The sequence below is a fragment of the Parabacteroides sp. AF27-14 genome (genome assembly GCF_003635425.1).
Lineage (GTDB): Bacteria > Bacteroidota > Bacteroidia > Bacteroidales > Tannerellaceae > Parabacteroides > Parabacteroides distasonis.
Map to the genome: position 1 here is coordinate 21,541 of NZ_QTLZ01000010.1, position 17,004 is coordinate 38,544.

Here is a 17,004-nt window from a genome sequence, read left to right on the forward strand (position 1 = left end):
TACGCACGATAATTTTCAATTCCCAATTCTCGATTTTCAATTATTTAGATATGCAGATTTACAATCATCTCGTATAATTCCTGCTTACCGCTGATCTGTTTCGGCTCGCCGTCACGCAAAGCGATCGTACGAAGATCTTCCAGCGTAAGCTTGCCATCCTCGAATGCCTTGCCCTCGCCGGCATCGAAACTAGCGTAACGCTCGGCACGCATCTTGCGGTAGTCTGAGTTCTCAAGGATATCGGCGGCGATCATCAAGGCACGGGCGAAAGCGTCCATACCACCGATATGAGCGATGAAGATATCCTCCAAGTCCGTAGAATTACGGCGGGTCTTGGCGTCGAAGTTCGTACCTCCGGTAGTTAGGCCACCTCCCTCAAGGATAACCAGCCAAGCCTGTGCCAGCTCATAGATATCCATCGGGAATTGATCCGTATCCCAACCATTCTGGTAATCGCCACGGTTTGCGTCAATACTGCACAACATGCCGGCGTCGGCGGCGGCTTGCAACTCATGCTCGAATGTATGTCCGGCCAAGGTAGCGTGGTTTACCTCGATATTCAAGGCGAAATCCTTGTCCAATCCATAATGGCGAAGGAAGCCGATCACGGTCTCCGAATCCACGTCATATTGATGTTTCGTCGGTTCCATCGGTTTCGGCTCGATCAGGAACGTACCCTTGAAACCGTTCTTACGGCCATAATCACGGGCCATCGTCAACATCATGGCTAAATGATCCTTCTCTCGTTTCATGTTCGTGTTCAATAGGCTCATATAACCCTCACGGCCGCCCCAGAATACATAGTTCTCGCCCCCTAAAGCGATACAAGCGTCGATAGCGTTCTTGATCTGCGTGCCAGCGCATGCCACGGTCGGGAAATAAGGGTTCGTAGCGGCGCCGTTCATATAACGCTTATTGCTGAAGACGTTCGCGGTAGACCATAGAAGCTTCTTTCCGGTAGCGGCTTGATGCTCCTTGGCATGTTCCACCATCGTCTGCAAACGTTTCTCGAACTCGCCCAGCGTAGGAGCCTCGTCCACCACGTCCACGTCGTGGAAGCAATAGTAAGGAATATTACATTTGGTCATAAACTCGAAAGCGGCGTCCATCTTGTACTTCGCGCGGGTGATAGCGTCCGTGCTGTCGTTCCAAGGGAATGTCTTCGTTCCACCACCAAACTGATCACCTCCCTCAGCACATAAGGTATGCCAATAAGCCATAGCGAAGCGTAAATGATCCTTTAGTGTCTTACCCATTACTACCTTATCCGCGTCATAATAATGAAATGCCAACGGATTTTTTGACTCACGTCCCTCAAACTGAATCTGTCCGATTCCCGGGAAAAATTCTTTCTCTCCTTTAAAGTAACTCATAATAATATATATTAAAAATGTAAATAATTCAGCCGTTAAATAGATTGTTCCAATCGTTCCTTCCAAATCTCGAACGCCCCGCAATAAGCATTCGCCTTGAAACCGTCCGGCTCGATCACGTTGATCTTCTTCAAGGAAGCGAACGCTTCTTCCGCGTTCTTGTAGATACCGGCGCCAATACCGGCACCCTTGGCCGCGCCTACCGCGCCATTCGTATCATACAATTCGATCACCGTACCCGTCACGCCCGCCAAGGCATCCCGGAAGATCGGGCTTAAGAACAAGTTCGCGTTCCCCGCACGGATTACCTGAATATCGATCCCCATCTCATTCATGATATCCATACCGTATTTAAAGGCGAACACGATACCTTCTTGCGCCGCCCTAGCCATATGGGCCTTGGTATGTATGTTGAAGTTCAATCCATGCACCGAGCAATCGATCTGCTTATTCTGCAACATACGCTCCGCCCCGTTTCCGAACGGCAAGATCGAAAGGCCATCGCAGCCGATGGGAACCGTAGCCGCCAAATCATTCAACTCATTATAGTTGATACCTTCCGGCGCTATATTCCGTTTGATCCAAGAATTAAGGATACCGACCCCGTTGATGCACAACAAGACACCCAAGCGGGTCTGCTCCGTCGTATGGTTCACGTGGGCGAACGTATTCACACGGGAAAGCGTATCGTAATTCACCTTGCCGTTCACGCCATACACCACTCCGGAAGTCCCGCCGGTAGCCGCTATCTCGCCCGGATTCAATACATTCAATGATAAAGCGTTATTCGGCTGATCACCCGCACGATAGGTAACCGGCGTACCTTTCTTCAGTCCCAACTCGGCCGCGACCGAGGCGGTAACCTCGCCCTGCAAACCGAACGTCGGACGGATATCGGCGATCAGATCCTTACTGAATCCATAATAATTCATCAAATCCTCCGATAAGGCATTATTCTTGAAGTCCCAGAAAATCCCCTCCGACAAACCGGAAACCGTAGTCACGATATCCCCCGTCAGGCGCATAGCGATGAAATCTCCCGGCAACATAATCTTATGAATGCGGTCGTAAATATCCGGCTCGTACTCCTTGATCCAAGCCAGCTTGGAAGCGGTAAAATTACCCGGCGAGTTCAATAGGTGGGAAAGGCATCGCTTCTCGCCTATATTCTTAAACGCACGCTCGCCATAAGGAACGGCACGGCTATCGCACCAGATAATAGATGGACGAAGCACCTCCATCTTCTTGTCCACCACCACCAAGCCATGCATCTGGTACGAGATACCGATCGCCTTGATATCCTCGCCTTTCACCTTCGCCTTGCTCATGGCACCTTTCATAGCGATCTTCACGTACGACCACCAATCCTCCGGATTTTGCTCCGCCCACCCCGGGCGCAACGCCTTGATCGGGGCCTCTTCTTTGGGATAAAAATCCGCACCTATTGTTAACCCGGTCTCCTCATCGACGATAGAGACCTTGATGGAAGAACTTCCAATGTCACATCCTAACAGACACATAATCGTATGGTTTTATATCTTATTAAACTTCGAACGTTGTTGATTATATTTCACCTTATCAAACCGATAATACCGGGCGGCACGATGGGCGACCCCATCTTGCATATCGTCCGTGGGCACCACGTAATCCAAGGAATTCATCTTCTTATGAAAATTGCGCACGTCCATCTCACGGTTATAGATCACCTCGTACGTGCGCCTAAGCTGGAACGCCGTGAACTTCATCGGCATATAGTCGAAAATGATGGCGGGCTCCTTCTCTACCCAATTACGGATCTCCTGTATGGCAGCCTCGATAATCTCTTTATGATCGAATGGCAAGCGAGGAAGATCGTCGATAGGGCACCAACGGATCGAGTCGGATTTATCGGCCGGACACGTCTTCCTGCTATTCTTGCACAAGGCGAGATAAGCGACCGTGATCAACCGTCCGATCTTCACCTTGGAAGTCGCCTCCAGCCACATCACGTCCAACCGGTTCGAGGTACGGGCGGGGGAACCGAAACAACGGAATTGTTTCAATTGGACACGCTTCAAGCCGGTCGAATCATTCAGTATCCGATAGGCGGCGTCATCTAAATCCTCGTTCTCATAGATCAGGCTGCCGGGTAATTTATAGCCGATCAACTCGCCTTCCTCACTTTTTCGCTCCGCCAACAGCACGGTGAGCTTGTCATCATTGATGCCGAGAAGAACACAGTCTACGGAAACATAAGGGGACAGCATCTCTCTATTCTCGTTTTGTGTATCCATGATATCAGTAATTAGATTTGCGCAAATATAAGTATTTTTCTAAACAAAGCAATTACAAAAGGTCTTTTTTGCACCTCCTAATTGATTATTTTTCTGATATTTCAGTATTGTACATCATACAATATGCTATACAACACATAATGTAAGTAAAACAATTAGTATGAGAACAAATAATGAAGGCGCTTTCACGTACCTCTAACTTTTATTTCCTACATTTGTTATATTTATAAAACATCGGACATGAATCTAAAAAACATATACTTCTCTTGGCTGATTTATTGGGGTAAAATGAAGGGATTATTGAACGGGATAGCGGAAGCGATTATCCTACTCGCCTCCTTAGCCTCTTTCTTCGTATTGATCTACCAATTCGGCTTTGTACAGACTCCCGATTCCGTCCATATCTTAGAGCGCTCCCGCCCATTCATCCTGCTAGCTTTTTTCACGGGCATAACACTCCGGTACGTGGTGAGGTTCCAAGAAATCATACAGGAGAAAATGTTGTATCTCGATATCAGCATCTATTTCCTTTTATTCGCCGTATTATCCAGCAAGATATTTTTCAAGGATGCCATAGCGCACTCTTTGCCTTATTTGTCTTTCCTTACGAAACCTCTCTTCGTATATGTCTTATTATTGCTGCTTAGCACGATTCACTTATCCCGGCAGACGTTCACGCTGATGCAGACACGGATCAAGCCCTCGTTGCTTTTCTTGCTCAGTTTCGTGTTCGTGATATTGGTCGGGGCCGGGTTGCTATCGTTGCCGAACGCCACTACGCACCGGATTCCGTTTATCGACGCTTTGTTTATCTCCACGACCTCGGTATGCGTAACCGGACTAACCACCGTCGACGTAGCCACCAGTTTCACGCATATCGGACATATTATCATCCTGATTTTGATACAGATCGGCGGTATCGGGGTCATGACATTTACCTCTTTCTTCGCCCTCTCCTTTATGGGGAAATCCTCTTTTACGAGCAAGATGATGCTGAAAGATATGCTGAACGAGGATCGGACGGGAGGGTTGTTCCGGGTCATCTTAAACATTCTTTTCGTGACCTTGTTTATCGAGGGGATCGGCGCCTATTTTATTTATATGGACGTACGGGGAAGCCTGCCGGGAGGTACGCAGCAGGAATTATTCTACGCAATGTTTCATGCCGTGTCCGCTTTTTGTAACGCAGGGATCTCTACCTTGAGCGGCAATATGTACGATCCGTTAGTGGCGGATAAGTACAACCTCCATTTCTGGATAGCCATGCTGATTATATTCGGAGGCTTGGGCTTCCCGATCGTCTTCAATTACCTGAAACTCTTGCATCACTTGCTGATGAATGGTATCAAGATATTGATCGGTAAGCAAAAGCATTATATCCATACGCCCCGTATTATTAATGTACATACGTACATTGTTGTTATATCTACCTTGATCCTGTTAATTACCGGAACGGCTTTCTACCTCTTTTTCGAGTATGACAATACCTTGGGCGACCTTCCCCTGCGGGGGAAACTGGCAAATGCGTTCTTAGGCGCCGTCACGCCTAGAACGGCAGGATTCAACGTAGCGGATATGGCTACATTGGCCCCTCCGACCTTAATGCTGACGTTGATCCTTATGGTAATCGGAGCCGCCCCTATGTCCACCGGCGGCGGATTGAAAGTGACCACCGTTTTCGTAGCTCTGGTTACGACCTTGAACGCCGCACGTGAGAAAGATAAAGTGGAAGTGAGAAAACGGGAGATCGCCCCATTCGCCATCCGCCGGGCATTCGCTATCATCATGATGTACTTCATGTGGGTGGCGATCGCTACGTGGGTATTATCCTATACGGAAAAAGGGGCGCCGCTGTTCTCCCTATTGTTCGAGGTTGTTTCCGCCTTGAGTACCGTAGGCTTGAGCATCGATTATACCCCTCACCTCACCCCTATCGGGAAAATCATCATTATCAGCACGATGCTGGTCGGACGTATCGGGGTATTGGCCTTCCTCGTAAGTTTCTGCAAGGAATACACGAAAAAGAACTACACATATCCACAAGAAAATATATTAATGTAAAAATAAGATAGCATGAAATATTTAGTAATCGGATTAGGGAATTTAGGACGTGCGATAGCGAAAGACTTGACACGTGTCGGCAATGAGGTGATCGGCGTAGACATGGATCTGCATCGTGTCGATATGCTGAAGAACGACATAGCGGGGGCGGTCGCCTTGGACTCTACGGACAAAGAGGCATTGAGCACCCTGCCATTGAGTGAGATGGATGCCATTATCGTAACATTCGGTAAGGATTTCGGGACTTCCGTTCAGACCGTCGCTTTATTGAAAAGTCTGGATGCGGGCAAACTGATCGTGCGGGCGATCTCCTCGATCCATGAGACGGTGATCCGTGCGATCGGGGTAAGCGAGATTATTACCCCGGAAAAGGATTTCTCTACGATGTACACCTCCCAAGCCTCTTTAGGCGGCCTGTTCCGGCATTGGTATAAAGTAACCGACACGGAACATCTCTATAAGATCAAGACACCGGCCACTCTTGTCGGGCAAACCATCAAGAACATCGATTTCGAGGAGAATTTCGGCATCCATCTGGTAGCGATCGAACGTCCTTACGAGAAAAAGAACCTGATCGGGCTCACACAGACAGAATACAAGGTTATCAGCCGTATCACCGAGGAATTGATGATCGAGACGGATGATCTGCTGATCTTATTCGGAAAGATGGAGCTATTGAATAAAATAGCCAACATCTAAAACAAAACATAGGCAGACGATCACGATATAATCAGCGTCGTCTGCCTACGGCAAATATCAACGAAGCGATCAAGCCCCCGCTATCTCTATCGTATAGGAGGCATCGAAGACCTCTCCCGGTTCCAAATGCCATACCCAATCCCGGTCTTTATACTCACCCGTATAATCCACCCGGTCGCAACGCCCATACCAAGGTTCGATACAGACAAACGGAGCGTTTCTCGTAGGCGGAGACCATAAGCCTACCACCGGAGCCGTAAAGGTTAGCGAAAGGTACGGATGTTTCTCCACATCCAATAAGTCCACCCGCTTAATCTGGCTGTCCTCCAAGATAAACGTATCGATATCGAACGTATGGATATTCAACGGCAGCAACCCGTCCGCATCCAAAGGTACCGGACGAACCACGTCCCCTACGCACCCTTTCTCCACCAGCGCACGGTATACGAGCTCTTTTTTCACATCGAAAGCGAAATACCCCCGATCCGGTTGATCCACCTCATAATTCGGGTACAGGAAAGCCGGATGAGCGCCGATCTGGAAATGCATCGTCTTATCTCCCGTATTCTTCACACGCCAAAGCACCTCCACCTTATTGCCCTCCAAACGATACCCGATCTCCAGAAGGAAAGGGAACGGATAGGCTCTCAGCGTGTCCGGGGTACTTTCCAGCGCGAAACGCAACTCGTTCTCCGCCTCATCGATCAACGTAAAATCCATATCCCGTGCAAAGCCGTGCTGCGACAGCGGATACACGGTTCCCTCGTTCCGATACTCGGCCTTCCATACGCTCCCGACGATCGGGAACAATACCGGGGAATGACGTTTCCAGAAAGCGGGGTCCGCTTGCCAGAGATACTCCTTTCCCGTAGCGTTCGCCACGATACTACTCAACTCCGCTCCATGTTCGGAGACACGGATCGTTAGTTCTTGATTTGATACTGTCTTCATTATGATAAGTTTAGTAATTGTTCGGCGGGAAGTCCCTTGCTTTTCAAGAAACCGTTCAAAGTCCCGAATAATAAGGGCTGCCGCCGGAAATCTTCCAGATAAACCCGTTTCAGGCAGTCTACCGGCATCGATACCGGAACGTATGGGATCAAGTTTCCATGCTCATAACGATAGAGCACCTCGTCCGTAGCTTGCAGCGAGGCCAACCGCCATTCCTTATCCCCCACCGAGGAAGGCTGCTTCACCTCCAGACAGGCGTTACACAGCATCGAGAAAAAGCGGGAATCAGGCGTAAAGCCCGTGTGCTCCTCATCAAAAAAGAAGGTATCGTATTCCTTTTCCAATTGTGCCGTAAAATGGTTCAAGATAGGCTCCTTCTCATACTTGCAGGACAACAGGGAATAATTCTCGAACAGGCAAAGCTCGCCCAACGACTGATAGTCCAGCTCAAGGACCAGAGAAGGCTCGGCAGAGCGGGCCGGCTCACCGGGTTTCTCATACAAAGGGATCACGTACATGCCTATCTCCGGCCCCACCAGCATCCGGCTGTCCTGTCTGAAAAAGGGCATCGCCTTCTTGCTCTTTTCCACAGGTATCCCTTTGCGTTCCTCATACAAGCCGATAGACTCCCTAAGCAAGGAAAGCCCATACTCGATCTCCTCTTGCGGCACGATATGCATCAACCCCTTCGCCGGAAGCGTGAAAAAGGAATCAGGCCCCGAGGTAGTCCGAAAGCTTTCGACAAAAGCGTTCAATGATACTCTACAATATAAAACCATACAATCTGTTTTTTGCCCCGCAAGGTAGAAAAATATTATCAGAACCGATATGCCTTCCGACAAGAATTTATCTTATTACGCAAGATCACTGCAACCCGGGTTGCAGTAAAAAGCAGTTCTACTTTGTAAAAGGAGTTGACTCGCATATCAAAATAATCATTATCTTTGTTCGGAATAACAAGCGAGTAAAAAAAGACCGTACCGTAAATCAAGTATAAACCAATATAGTATACAATTATGAAACGTCGTGATTTTTTAAAGACCAGTGTCATCGCTAGCGCGGCTCTATCCTTAAATTTTGAAGGTCTGCAAGCGGCCCTTTCCACGAACACCGTAGCCGTAGAGAAGGCTCCCGATATGGTAGCCGTTATGGGTGGAGAGCCGGAGGTGATGCTAGATAAAGCCTTGGAAGCCCTTGGCGGTATCGGAAACTTCGTAAAAAAAGGACAAAAGATCGTGATCAAGCCGAATATCGGTTGGGACCGCTCTCCTGAATTGGCCGGTAATACGAACCCCAAATTAGTGAAAGCCTTGGTCAAGAAATGCTTGGAGGCCGGCGCCTCTAAAGTGACCGTATTCGACCACACCTGCGATAACTGGCAGAAATGCTATGAGACGAGCGGGATCGCAGAGGCCGTAAAAGAGGCCGGAGGTATCATCATGCCTGCCAACGATGAGAAATATTTCAAGGAAGTATCCATCCCGGGTGGCGTGAACCTGAAAAGCGCCAAGATCCATGAGGCCCTGATCGAGGCGGACGCATGGATCAACGTCCCCGTATTGAAGAACCATGGTGGGGCGAAGATGACTTGCGCCATGAAGAACTATATGGGAATCGTATGGGATCGCCGTTTCTTCCATCAAAATGATTTGCAACAATGCATCGCCGATATTTGCACTTGGCAAAAGAATCCGGTATTGAACATCGTGGACGCTTATCGTATCATGCACCAAAACGGCCCGCAAGGAAAGAGCGCGGCCGATGTGGCTACCTTGAAATCCTTGATCGCCTCCACCAATATCGTCGCTATAGACACCGCCGCCCTTCGCCTGTTCAACCAAGTGAAGAAGCTGGATATGGCCGCCGTAGGTCATATCGGTAAAGGCGAGGCTTTAAAGCTGGGTACGACGAATCTGGATAATGTCACGATCAAACGTATTAAGATATAATCGAGGATGAAGAAGCCTAATTACTTAAAAGGATTGCGGGTCGTACTCGCGATCCTCATTTTCGTACCCATACTTTTATTCTTCGTTGATTTCGCCGATGTATTGCCGGACAACCTGCACACGTTGTTGCATCTCCAGATCATGCCCGCTATTTTAGGGGGAATGGCGGGGTTGGTAGTCTTCCAATTCGTATTGGCTTTATTGCTCGGCCGGATCTATTGCTCGGTTATTTGCCCGGCGGGCGTATTGCAAGATATTATCAACCGAGTTTTCTGTATCGGAAAGAAGAAAAAGAAAGGAGTACGCAGGTTCAGCTATCATAAGCCAATGAATATCTTACGGTACTCTATTCTCGGGCTTACATTCGTACTGGCTGTTTTCGGGATGATCGAATTATGTACGTTGCTAGATCCGTACAGTAACTTCGGCCGTATAGCGAGCAACCTGTTCCGTCCGGTCGTCATGTGGGTCAATAACCTGCTGGCCGACGGATTGACACGGATGGATAACTATACGCTTTATCACGTCACGATCAGCAACGTGACGGTATTCGGCGTGGTATCCGCTTTGGTCGCGTTGCTCGTATTCATCATCATGGTCGTATTCCGGGGAAGGTTGTTCTGCAATACGCTTTGCCCGGTAGGAACGCTGTTGAGCCTGATCTCCCGGTATTCGTTTTTCCGGATCTCCTTTGACAAAGAAGCCTGTACGCATTGTGGTAATTGCGAGCATACTTGTAAGGCGGAGGCGATCGACAGCAAGAACCTCACCGTAGATACCTCCCGTTGCGTAGATTGCTTCAACTGCGTGTCCTCGTGCGCTAAAGGAGGATTGCAATATCGTTTCAAGCCTTCCTTCAAGAAAGAAGCCGAAACAGCTCGCGTACAAACGGACGTGATCCAACAGGCTACCGCTCCGAACAGCCGCCGTACATTTCTCTCGGCAGGGGCTACCATTGCGGTCTCCCTCCCGATCGTATCCACCATTGCCCAAGGAATGGAAAAAGGGCATGGCAAAGGGCAGCACGGGCAAGGTAAGCACGGCAAGAAATGGCCCCCTATCGTACCGCCGGGAGCGATCAGCTTAGAACGTTTCAAGGATGTATGTACCGGATGCCAGATTTGCGTGACCCAATGCCCGAGTCATGTACTACGTCCCACGGGACTGGAGTACGGCTTTGATTATATGCTGAAACCCCGTGTCGCTTACATCGACAGTTATTGCAATTACGAATGCACGGTCTGCTCGGAGGTTTGCCCCACGCACGCTATAAAACCGCTTACCAAGGAGGAGAAAGCTACTACGCAAGTGGGCATCGCCACCTTCTTCATCAACCGCTGTATCGTAAAGACGGAGGGGACGGACTGCGGGGCCTGCTCGGAGCACTGCCCTACCCAAGCCGTGCATATGGTTCCTTACGAGGGCACGCTTACCATCCCGCAAGTAAACCCCGATCTTTGCATCGGTTGTGGCGGCTGCGAATCGATCTGTCCCGTACGCCCGATGAGAGCGATCATCATCAAGGCAAACGAGGTACACAAGTTCGTGGAGAAGCCCAAAGAGGAAGAGGTGAAAAAGGTAGAAATAGATGACTTCGGATTCTAAGAGAAAAATGCTACCTTTGTCACAAATTTTTGATACATGACATTTGAATTACAGTATAACGATACGAAATCGAACGCTAGGGCGGGCTTGATTACCACCGATCACGGGGTAATCGAGACGCCTATTTTTATGCCCGTGGGTACGCAAGGTACGGTAAAGGGTGTACATATGACCGAGCTAAAGGAAGATACCAAAGCACAAATCATCTTGGGGAATACGTACCATCTGTATCTTCGTCCCGGTATCCAGATCTTGGAGCAGGCCGGAGGCTTGCATAAGTTTAATACATGGGATCGCCCGATATTGACCGATAGCGGGGGGTTTCAGGTATTCTCCCTTTCCGACAATCGTAAGCTGCATGAAGAGGGAGCCGAGTTCCGCTCGCATCTCGACGGCTCCAAGCATATGTTCACGCCGGAGAAGGTGATGGATATCGAACGCTCTATCGGCGCGGATATCATCATGGCCTTCGATGAGTGTTGCCCGGGAGATGCCGACTACAATTACGCCAAGCAATCACTGGGCCTAACCGAGCGTTGGCTGGATCGTTGTTTCGCCCGCTTCAACAGCACGGAGCCGAAATACGGCTACGGGCAAAGTCTCTTCCCGATCGTACAGGGATGCGTCTATACGGACTTGCGGCAGAGGGCGGCGGAGAACGTGGCCCGAAAAGACGCCGACGGAAACGCTATCGGGGGATTGGCCGTTGGCGAGCCTACCGATAAGATGTACGAGATGATCGAGGTCGTGAACGAGATCTTGCCGAAAGATAAGCCTCGTTACTTGATGGGCGTAGGTACCCCGATCAATCTGCTGGAAGGGATCGAACGAGGCATCGATATGTTCGACTGTATCATGCCGACCCGTAACGGACGCAACGGCCAACTGTTCACCCGCTTCGGTACTATCAATATGCGTAACAAGAAATGGGAGAACGATTTCTCGCCAGTCGATCCGGACGGACATTCCTACGTGGATACCTTATATAGCAAGGCTTATCTGCACCACTTGATCAAGGCGAAAGAAATGCTTGGCTTACAGATCGCTTCTATCCATAACCTCGCTTTCTACCTATGGTTGGTGAAAGAAGCGAGGGCACATATCATCGCTGGCGATTTTACTACATGGAAAAGTGGTATGGTCCGTCAATTAGCGAACCGGTTATAAAAAACGAGACAGATGAAATTTAAACTAAAACGGATCGATTGGTATATCATCAAGCAGTTTCTGGGCACGTACGTGTTCGCTATCGCCTTGATTATCTCTATCTCCGTCGTTTTCGATATAAACGAGAAGATCGATAAGTTCTTGAATCCGGATGTCCCCTTGAAGGCGATCATCGTGGATTATTACTTGAACTTTATCCCCTACTTCGCCAATTTGTTCAGTCCGTTATTCACATTTATCGCCGTGATCTTCTTCACGTCGAAGCTAGCGGATCGTTCGGAGATCATAGCGATGCTTGCCAGCGGTATGAGTTTCCGTAGGTTAATGCTTCCTTACGCGGTCTCGGCTACGATTATCGCTATCGTGACGTTTATCCTGAACGCTTACATCATTCCCCCGGCGAATGAGACTCGTATCGATTTCCAGAACAAGTATATCCGCAACAAGAAGGTGGACTACGTAAAGAACGCCCAATTGGAGATCGAGCCGGGTATTATCGCTTATTTCGATAGCTATGACGCTCGCTCGAACATGGGATACCGTTTCTCTCTGGAGCATTTCGAGGATAAGAAATTGATCTCCCGTCTGACCGCCAAGTCAATCAAATACGACTCGCTTTATCAATGGACCGTTATCGATTATATGATCCGTGATTTCGATGGCATGCGGGAACATATTTCCCAAGGCTCCCGTAAGGATACGACCTTGACCATCGTGCCCTCGGACTTCCTGATTTCCGTGAATGATTGCGAGACGATGACAACGCCCGAGCTAAATACGTATATCAACCGACAGAAAAAAAGAGGTATCGGGAATATACAGACCTTCCAGATCGAGTATCATAAGCGCTTCGCCACGATCATGGCGGCGTTTATCTTGACTTCTATCGGAGCGTCGTTGTCTTCCCGGAAAATAAAGGGAGGTATGGGTATGAATATTGGTATCGGATTGGCGTTGAGTTTTTCTTACATCCTGTTTATGACGGTTACTTCCACCTTCGCTATTAATGGTTATGTGAGTCCTGCCGTAGCGGCCTGGATACCGAATATAGTTTATACATTTATAGCGATATTCTTATATCAGAAAGCACCAAGGTAATTGATTAACTCCTATATTGGTATAACTCTGCCAAATTTCATCCAGTTGTAGAGACGGGGTGTGCCCCGTCTCTACAACCTAGGATTTTCAATTATTTCGTGAAATTAAGTCCAAACTCTAACGTTTTTGCGTTCGGAAGTAGTTGCAATACCATATCTACCATTTGCTGATAATTCTCCGGAACCATCGGTTTCAAGATAGGAGCTATCATGGTCAAAACCGGTACGATTAAATCCTTATCCGCATAAAAAGTAGCCTTACTTCCATCCACCTTCATGTTAAGAGGTAGACCATAATAACCTCCTAAATCAACCAAAAGCTTCATGATCTCGTCAATAGAGATACCAGCGGCCTCCAATTTGTCACCAGCAGCCTGTTGTAATAAAGTAGTCAAGACTGTCACATAATTTTTATCCACAGCCACCATAAATTTCCCGTCTACCACACAATATTGGATACTTGCCATTTTCGTGATCTCACCGATTCCTTTATCCTCAGAAGCCCCTATAGGTCTCCAAGAAACATCGAAGATTCCATCTTCCGGTAAGTTAACATTTACAACGCTTACTTTGCCCCAAATCAAGTTACTGATAACTGGCTTTATCATACGCACGAGATCATCGATCGTAGAATTTCCGGTAACGATATTCGCATAGATAGCTTCCACGCCCGCTTTCAAGCTCCAATTACCTACGATAGAAGAAGTTAATTTACGAGTATAAACAACAGAAGCTACGCCCCCTTTCACCGTACCATTTACCGATACCACGCAATCGCCAACCGTACTCTCGCCGGTAAACGTATAAGTGCCGTCCGCTTCCTTCAATGCGGCATCAATAGCGACCGACTTATTTTCGGGGATGATATTGTTCAAGGTTACTGATGCCTTCTCCGCAGAAGAAGCGGCAATCACGACCGATTTACCGTCAACAAGGATTGTCACTTCACCCATTACCAGATTAACGCTCTTACCCTCGTACGTTTTCGACAGATCTTGCCAGTTACCGGAAGAACTTGAATCGTCATCATCACCACATGCCGTAAAAAAACCCATCGTGCAAATCACGGCAAATACATACAACAAACTCTTTCTCATGACTCTTGTTTTAAATTTAACATAAATAGCTATTAATATTATCACAAATATATCCATTCCAACTTCCACTAACAACAATAATTTAATATCAGATGTTCGATTCCTGTGTTTAGATCAAAAATTCACTACTTTTGTCGTATCAAATACTTAAAAACAATCTATCATGAAGAAAGTGTTTATCTCAATGGCCTGCGTATTAATCGCTCTATCCGGTTGCACGAATGGAGGAAGCAATAAAGAATCCATGGAAGTCGTACTGAATATCAAACGGAAAGTAAAACCCGAATGTGTCTCCGCCTTAAAGGAATCATTCTTGAAATGCAAGGAAAGCACGTTGCTAGAACCGGGATGTATCGACTACGGCATGTACCAGTCCCTCACCGATAGCACCGAATTCTTTATCGCCGAGACTTGGAAAAACGACGGGGAATTACAAAAGCACGGCGAAACCGCCCATCTTAAACAACATCTGAATGAGATCAAAGATATGGGAGACCCTTCCTATAAAGGTAGTTTCCGGAAAATTTATGTCTGCCCGAGTGTAAATGACTAATCATTAAGAATTGAAGATTAAAAATCAAGCTTCACATAAGCGTTTATTTTCAATCTTCAATTCCCTATATTAATTACAAAAGATCTGACGCTAACTCAGATAACTCGCTTCGCTCGCCTTTTATCAAGTTGATATGGGCGAACAAGTCCTGTCCTTTCATCTTGTCGATCATATAGACCAAGCCATTACTTTGGGCGTCTAGATACGGGGAGTCAATCTGTTGGATATCTCCCGTGAAGACCATCTTCGTTCCCTCTCCCGCACGGGTGATAATCGTCTTGATCTCATGCGGCGTGAGGTTCTGGGCCTCATCGATGATACAATAAGTCTCGGACAAGCTACGACCCCGGATAAAGGCCAACGCCTCGATCACCAACTGATTGTTCTTCTGCATATCGTCGATCTTACGGACATCGGGATTACCCGGGGCAAACTGAGTCTTGATCACGTTCAGGTTATCGAATAGAGGTTGCATATAAGGAGCGACCTTTTGCTTCTCGTCACCCGGAAGGAAACCGAGATCCTTATTCGCCAAAGCGACGATCGGACGGGCCAAAAGTATCTGTTTATACGTGCCGGCTTGTTTCAAGGCAGAGGCCAACGCCAACAACGTCTTTCCGGTACCGGCCTTTCCGGTCAGCCCCACCAGCTTGATATTCGGATCGTTCAACACCTCGAAAGCGAAACTCTGCTCGGCATTACGGGGCTGGATACCAAAGTTCGTGCCTTTATCCACCTTCTTGATCTTATCCGTAAACGGATTGTAGCGAGCCAATACACTATTACGTACGCTTTTCAAGATAAAGCATTCGTTCGGGTCGAGCTTAGACTTGATATCCAACGAATCTGCGTCCACGCCTTCCGGAGAGCTGTAGATCTTGTCGATCAAATCGGGGTCTATATTCTCATAGGTCTCTTGCGCACGCTCGAAAATATCTACATTCACGACCTTATCCGTGATATAATCCTCAACGGGAATACCCAAAGAACGAGCCTTCATACGAAGGTTCACATCCTTGCTGACCAAGGTTGTCTTGATCTTCGGATTCTTCTCGGCGATCGTCAACGCACAAGACAAAATACGGTGATCTGGCGTTTTATCCGGAAAAGAATGCGCTATTTTCTCCTTGTACTTATCACCGGTCACGATATAGAGTGTACCTTTTCCCGGTCCTAGTGAGGCGCCTTTCAAGAACAGGTCATTACTGGTCAATAAGTCTAGCTCCCGAACAAACTCACGGGCATTATAATTGATCTGCTCACTCCCCTTCTTGAACTTGTCCAACTCTTCTAATACCACGATGGGTAGATAGATATCATTTTCCTGAAAGTTCTCGATGCACTTATAGTCATGTAATATGACATTCGTGTCCAACACAAAATTCTTCTTTGCTCCCATGGCCTTTCGATTTAATGATTATTGCTTCTAATATAAGAACAATTCTGACACGTTGATAGTTCAGGCCTGCTAAAATTAGTTACACACACCAATAATTTCGTCATATTGACCAATTCAAAGAAAATATGTATCTTTACGAGGATTAAAAAACACAGGAGGATAACATCATGTTCACAAATTTCAATTTCCAGCAAATACTTAGCGCCTTTATCGTATTATTCGCTGTTATCGATATAATCGGAGCTATTCCCATCATCATAGACCTAAAGGATAAAGGCAAGGATGTCAATGCGTTGAAGGCAACCCTAATCTCTTTTCTATTGTTATTAGGGTTCTTCTACGCCGGGGATATATTGCTCAGGCTTTTCCATGTGGACATCGAGTCGTTTGCCGTGGCCGGCGCTTTTGTGATCTTCCTCCTATCTTTAGAGATGATTCTCGACATAGAGATTTTCAAGAATCAAGGGCCAATCAAGGAGGCTACGTTGGTGCCGCTGGTATTCCCGTTGCTAGCCGGAGCGGGATCGTTCACCACTTTATTATCGCTCCGTGCGGAATATGCCAGCGTGAATATTATCGTGGCGTTAATACTGAATATGCTATGGGTATATTTCGTGGTTCGTATGACACGGAAGGTGGAAAGGGTTTTAGGAAAAGGCGGTATTTACTTGATCCGTAAATTCTTCGGTATCATTTTATTGGCGATATCCGTAAAATTATTCATGAGCAATATCACCCTGCTAATGGAACAGATAGAAGCGAGTACGAAAGCAATATAGG

15 protein-coding genes are annotated in these 17,004 nt (G+C 47.5%); 8 read left to right on the forward strand and 7 right to left on the reverse strand.

Annotated features, from left to right (window positions below; all coding sequences use genetic code 11):
* Nucleotides 1-44: 44 nt before the first annotated feature.
* From xylA to DWY79_RS11940, 3 genes are read right to left on the reverse strand one after another with little or no spacing between them, the layout of a single operon-like run.
* Nucleotides 45-1,373 (reverse strand): xylose isomerase, encoded by a 1,329-nt coding sequence (gene xylA, locus DWY79_RS11930; RefSeq protein WP_036612660.1) that lies wholly within the window; start codon nt 1,371-1,373, stop codon nt 45-47.
* A 35-nt stretch (nt 1,374-1,408) separates the two neighbouring features.
* Nucleotides 1,409-2,893, reverse strand: coding sequence for a xylulokinase (locus DWY79_RS11935; protein WP_008779753.1), 1,485 nt, complete (start codon nt 2,891-2,893; stop codon nt 1,409-1,411).
* 12 nt (nt 2,894-2,905) lie between these two features.
* Nucleotides 2,906-3,646, reverse strand: coding sequence for an NUDIX domain-containing protein (locus tag DWY79_RS11940; protein ID WP_008772361.1), 741 nt, complete (start codon nt 3,644-3,646; stop codon nt 2,906-2,908).
* 240 nt (nt 3,647-3,886) lie between these two features.
* Here DWY79_RS11940 and DWY79_RS11945 point away from each other — a divergent pair, with 240 nt between their 5' ends.
* Together DWY79_RS11945 and DWY79_RS11950 are read left to right on the forward strand one after the other, a co-directional pair.
* Nucleotides 3,887-5,707: a TrkH family potassium uptake protein gene (locus DWY79_RS11945; protein ID WP_122369386.1), complete on the forward strand. Its 1,821-nt coding sequence runs from the start codon at nt 3,887-3,889 to the stop codon at nt 5,705-5,707.
* Between the two features lie 12 nt (nt 5,708-5,719).
* Complete coding sequence (locus tag DWY79_RS11950) at nt 5,720-6,406, forward strand: TrkA family potassium uptake protein (RefSeq protein ID WP_122369387.1); 687 nt, start codon at nt 5,720-5,722, stop codon at nt 6,404-6,406.
* Nucleotides 6,407-6,475: 69 nt separating this feature from the next.
* On the opposite strand, the gene DWY79_RS11955 is transcribed toward DWY79_RS11950, so the two are convergent.
* Nucleotides 6,476-7,357, reverse strand: coding sequence for an aldose 1-epimerase family protein (locus tag DWY79_RS11955; RefSeq protein WP_048928409.1), 882 nt, complete (start codon nt 7,355-7,357; stop codon nt 6,476-6,478).
* Nucleotides 7,357-8,136, reverse strand: coding sequence for a hypothetical protein (locus DWY79_RS11960; RefSeq protein ID WP_048928408.1), 780 nt, complete (start codon nt 8,134-8,136; stop codon nt 7,357-7,359). Before DWY79_RS11960 ends, DWY79_RS11955 begins: the two co-directional genes overlap by 1 nt.
* Before the next feature lie 237 nt (nt 8,137-8,373).
* Between DWY79_RS11960 and DWY79_RS11965 the strand changes: the two genes are divergently transcribed.
* From DWY79_RS11965 to DWY79_RS11980, 4 genes are read left to right on the forward strand one after another with little or no spacing between them, the layout of a single operon-like run.
* Complete coding sequence (locus tag DWY79_RS11965) at nt 8,374-9,306, forward strand: DUF362 domain-containing protein (protein ID WP_122369388.1); 933 nt, start codon at nt 8,374-8,376, stop codon at nt 9,304-9,306.
* Nucleotides 9,307-9,312: 6 nt separating this feature from the next.
* Complete coding sequence (locus DWY79_RS11970) at nt 9,313-10,911, forward strand: 4Fe-4S dicluster domain-containing protein (protein WP_122369389.1); 1,599 nt, start codon at nt 9,313-9,315, stop codon at nt 10,909-10,911.
* Nucleotides 10,912-10,947: 36 nt separating this feature from the next.
* Nucleotides 10,948-12,078, forward strand: a complete 1,131-nt coding sequence (gene tgt, locus DWY79_RS11975; RefSeq protein ID WP_122369390.1) for a tRNA guanosine(34) transglycosylase Tgt — start codon at nt 10,948-10,950, stop codon at nt 12,076-12,078.
* A gap of 12 nt (nt 12,079-12,090) precedes the next feature.
* Entirely contained in the window at nt 12,091-13,176 is a 1,086-nt protein-coding gene (locus tag DWY79_RS11980) for an LptF/LptG family permease (protein ID WP_022192194.1), read from the forward strand.
* Between the two features lie 91 nt (nt 13,177-13,267).
* Here DWY79_RS11980 and DWY79_RS11985 read toward each other — a convergent pair whose 3' ends face one another.
* Entirely contained in the window at nt 13,268-14,272 is a 1,005-nt protein-coding gene (locus tag DWY79_RS11985) for a DUF4925 domain-containing protein (RefSeq protein WP_122369391.1), read from the reverse strand.
* A 163-nt stretch (nt 14,273-14,435) separates the two neighbouring features.
* Here DWY79_RS11985 and DWY79_RS11990 point away from each other — a divergent pair, with 163 nt between their 5' ends.
* Nucleotides 14,436-14,825, forward strand: a complete 390-nt coding sequence (locus tag DWY79_RS11990; RefSeq protein ID WP_005857478.1) for a putative quinol monooxygenase — start codon at nt 14,436-14,438, stop codon at nt 14,823-14,825.
* A gap of 73 nt (nt 14,826-14,898) precedes the next feature.
* Here DWY79_RS11990 and DWY79_RS11995 read toward each other — a convergent pair whose 3' ends face one another.
* Nucleotides 14,899-16,224 carry a PhoH family protein gene (locus DWY79_RS11995; RefSeq protein ID WP_122369392.1) on the reverse strand — a complete coding sequence of 442 codons (1,326 nt, stop codon included), beginning with the start codon at nt 16,222-16,224 and terminating at the stop codon, nt 14,899-14,901.
* A gap of 167 nt (nt 16,225-16,391) precedes the next feature.
* Here DWY79_RS11995 and DWY79_RS12000 point away from each other — a divergent pair, with 167 nt between their 5' ends.
* Entirely contained in the window at nt 16,392-17,003 is a 612-nt protein-coding gene (locus tag DWY79_RS12000; protein WP_005857556.1) for a MarC family protein, read from the forward strand.
* Nucleotide 17,004: the final 1 nt, after the last annotated feature.

What these genes read in the sequence shown, in the direction of transcription:
- xylA (WP_036612660.1), bottom strand. Translation starts at nt 1,373, where the DNA reads ATGAGTTACTTTAAAGGAGAGAAAGAATTTTTCCCGGGAATCGGACAG.
- DWY79_RS11935 (WP_008779753.1), bottom strand. Translation starts at nt 2,893, where the DNA reads ATGTGTCTGTTAGGATGTGACATTGGAAGTTCTTCCATCAAGGTCTCT.
- DWY79_RS11940 (WP_008772361.1), bottom strand. Translation starts at nt 3,646, where the DNA reads ATGGATACACAAAACGAGAATAGAGAGATGCTGTCCCCTTATGTTTCC.
- DWY79_RS11945 (WP_122369386.1), top strand. Translation starts at nt 3,887, where the DNA reads ATGAATCTAAAAAACATATACTTCTCTTGGCTGATTTATTGGGGTAAA.
- DWY79_RS11950 (WP_122369387.1), top strand. Translation starts at nt 5,720, where the DNA reads ATGAAATATTTAGTAATCGGATTAGGGAATTTAGGACGTGCGATAGCG.
- DWY79_RS11955 (WP_048928409.1), bottom strand. Translation starts at nt 7,357, where the DNA reads ATGAAGACAGTATCAAATCAAGAACTAACGATCCGTGTCTCCGAACAT.
- DWY79_RS11960 (WP_048928408.1), bottom strand. Translation starts at nt 8,136, where the DNA reads ATGGTTTTATATTGTAGAGTATCATTGAACGCTTTTGTCGAAAGCTTT.
- DWY79_RS11965 (WP_122369388.1), top strand. Translation starts at nt 8,374, where the DNA reads ATGAAACGTCGTGATTTTTTAAAGACCAGTGTCATCGCTAGCGCGGCT.
- DWY79_RS11970 (WP_122369389.1), top strand. Translation starts at nt 9,313, where the DNA reads ATGAAGAAGCCTAATTACTTAAAAGGATTGCGGGTCGTACTCGCGATC.
- tgt (WP_122369390.1), top strand. Translation starts at nt 10,948, where the DNA reads ATGACATTTGAATTACAGTATAACGATACGAAATCGAACGCTAGGGCG.
- DWY79_RS11980 (WP_022192194.1), top strand. Translation starts at nt 12,091, where the DNA reads ATGAAATTTAAACTAAAACGGATCGATTGGTATATCATCAAGCAGTTT.
- DWY79_RS11985 (WP_122369391.1), bottom strand. Translation starts at nt 14,272, where the DNA reads ATGAGAAAGAGTTTGTTGTATGTATTTGCCGTGATTTGCACGATGGGT.
- DWY79_RS11990 (WP_005857478.1), top strand. Translation starts at nt 14,436, where the DNA reads ATGAAGAAAGTGTTTATCTCAATGGCCTGCGTATTAATCGCTCTATCC.
- DWY79_RS11995 (WP_122369392.1), bottom strand. Translation starts at nt 16,224, where the DNA reads ATGGGAGCAAAGAAGAATTTTGTGTTGGACACGAATGTCATATTACAT.
- DWY79_RS12000 (WP_005857556.1), top strand. Translation starts at nt 16,392, where the DNA reads ATGTTCACAAATTTCAATTTCCAGCAAATACTTAGCGCCTTTATCGTA.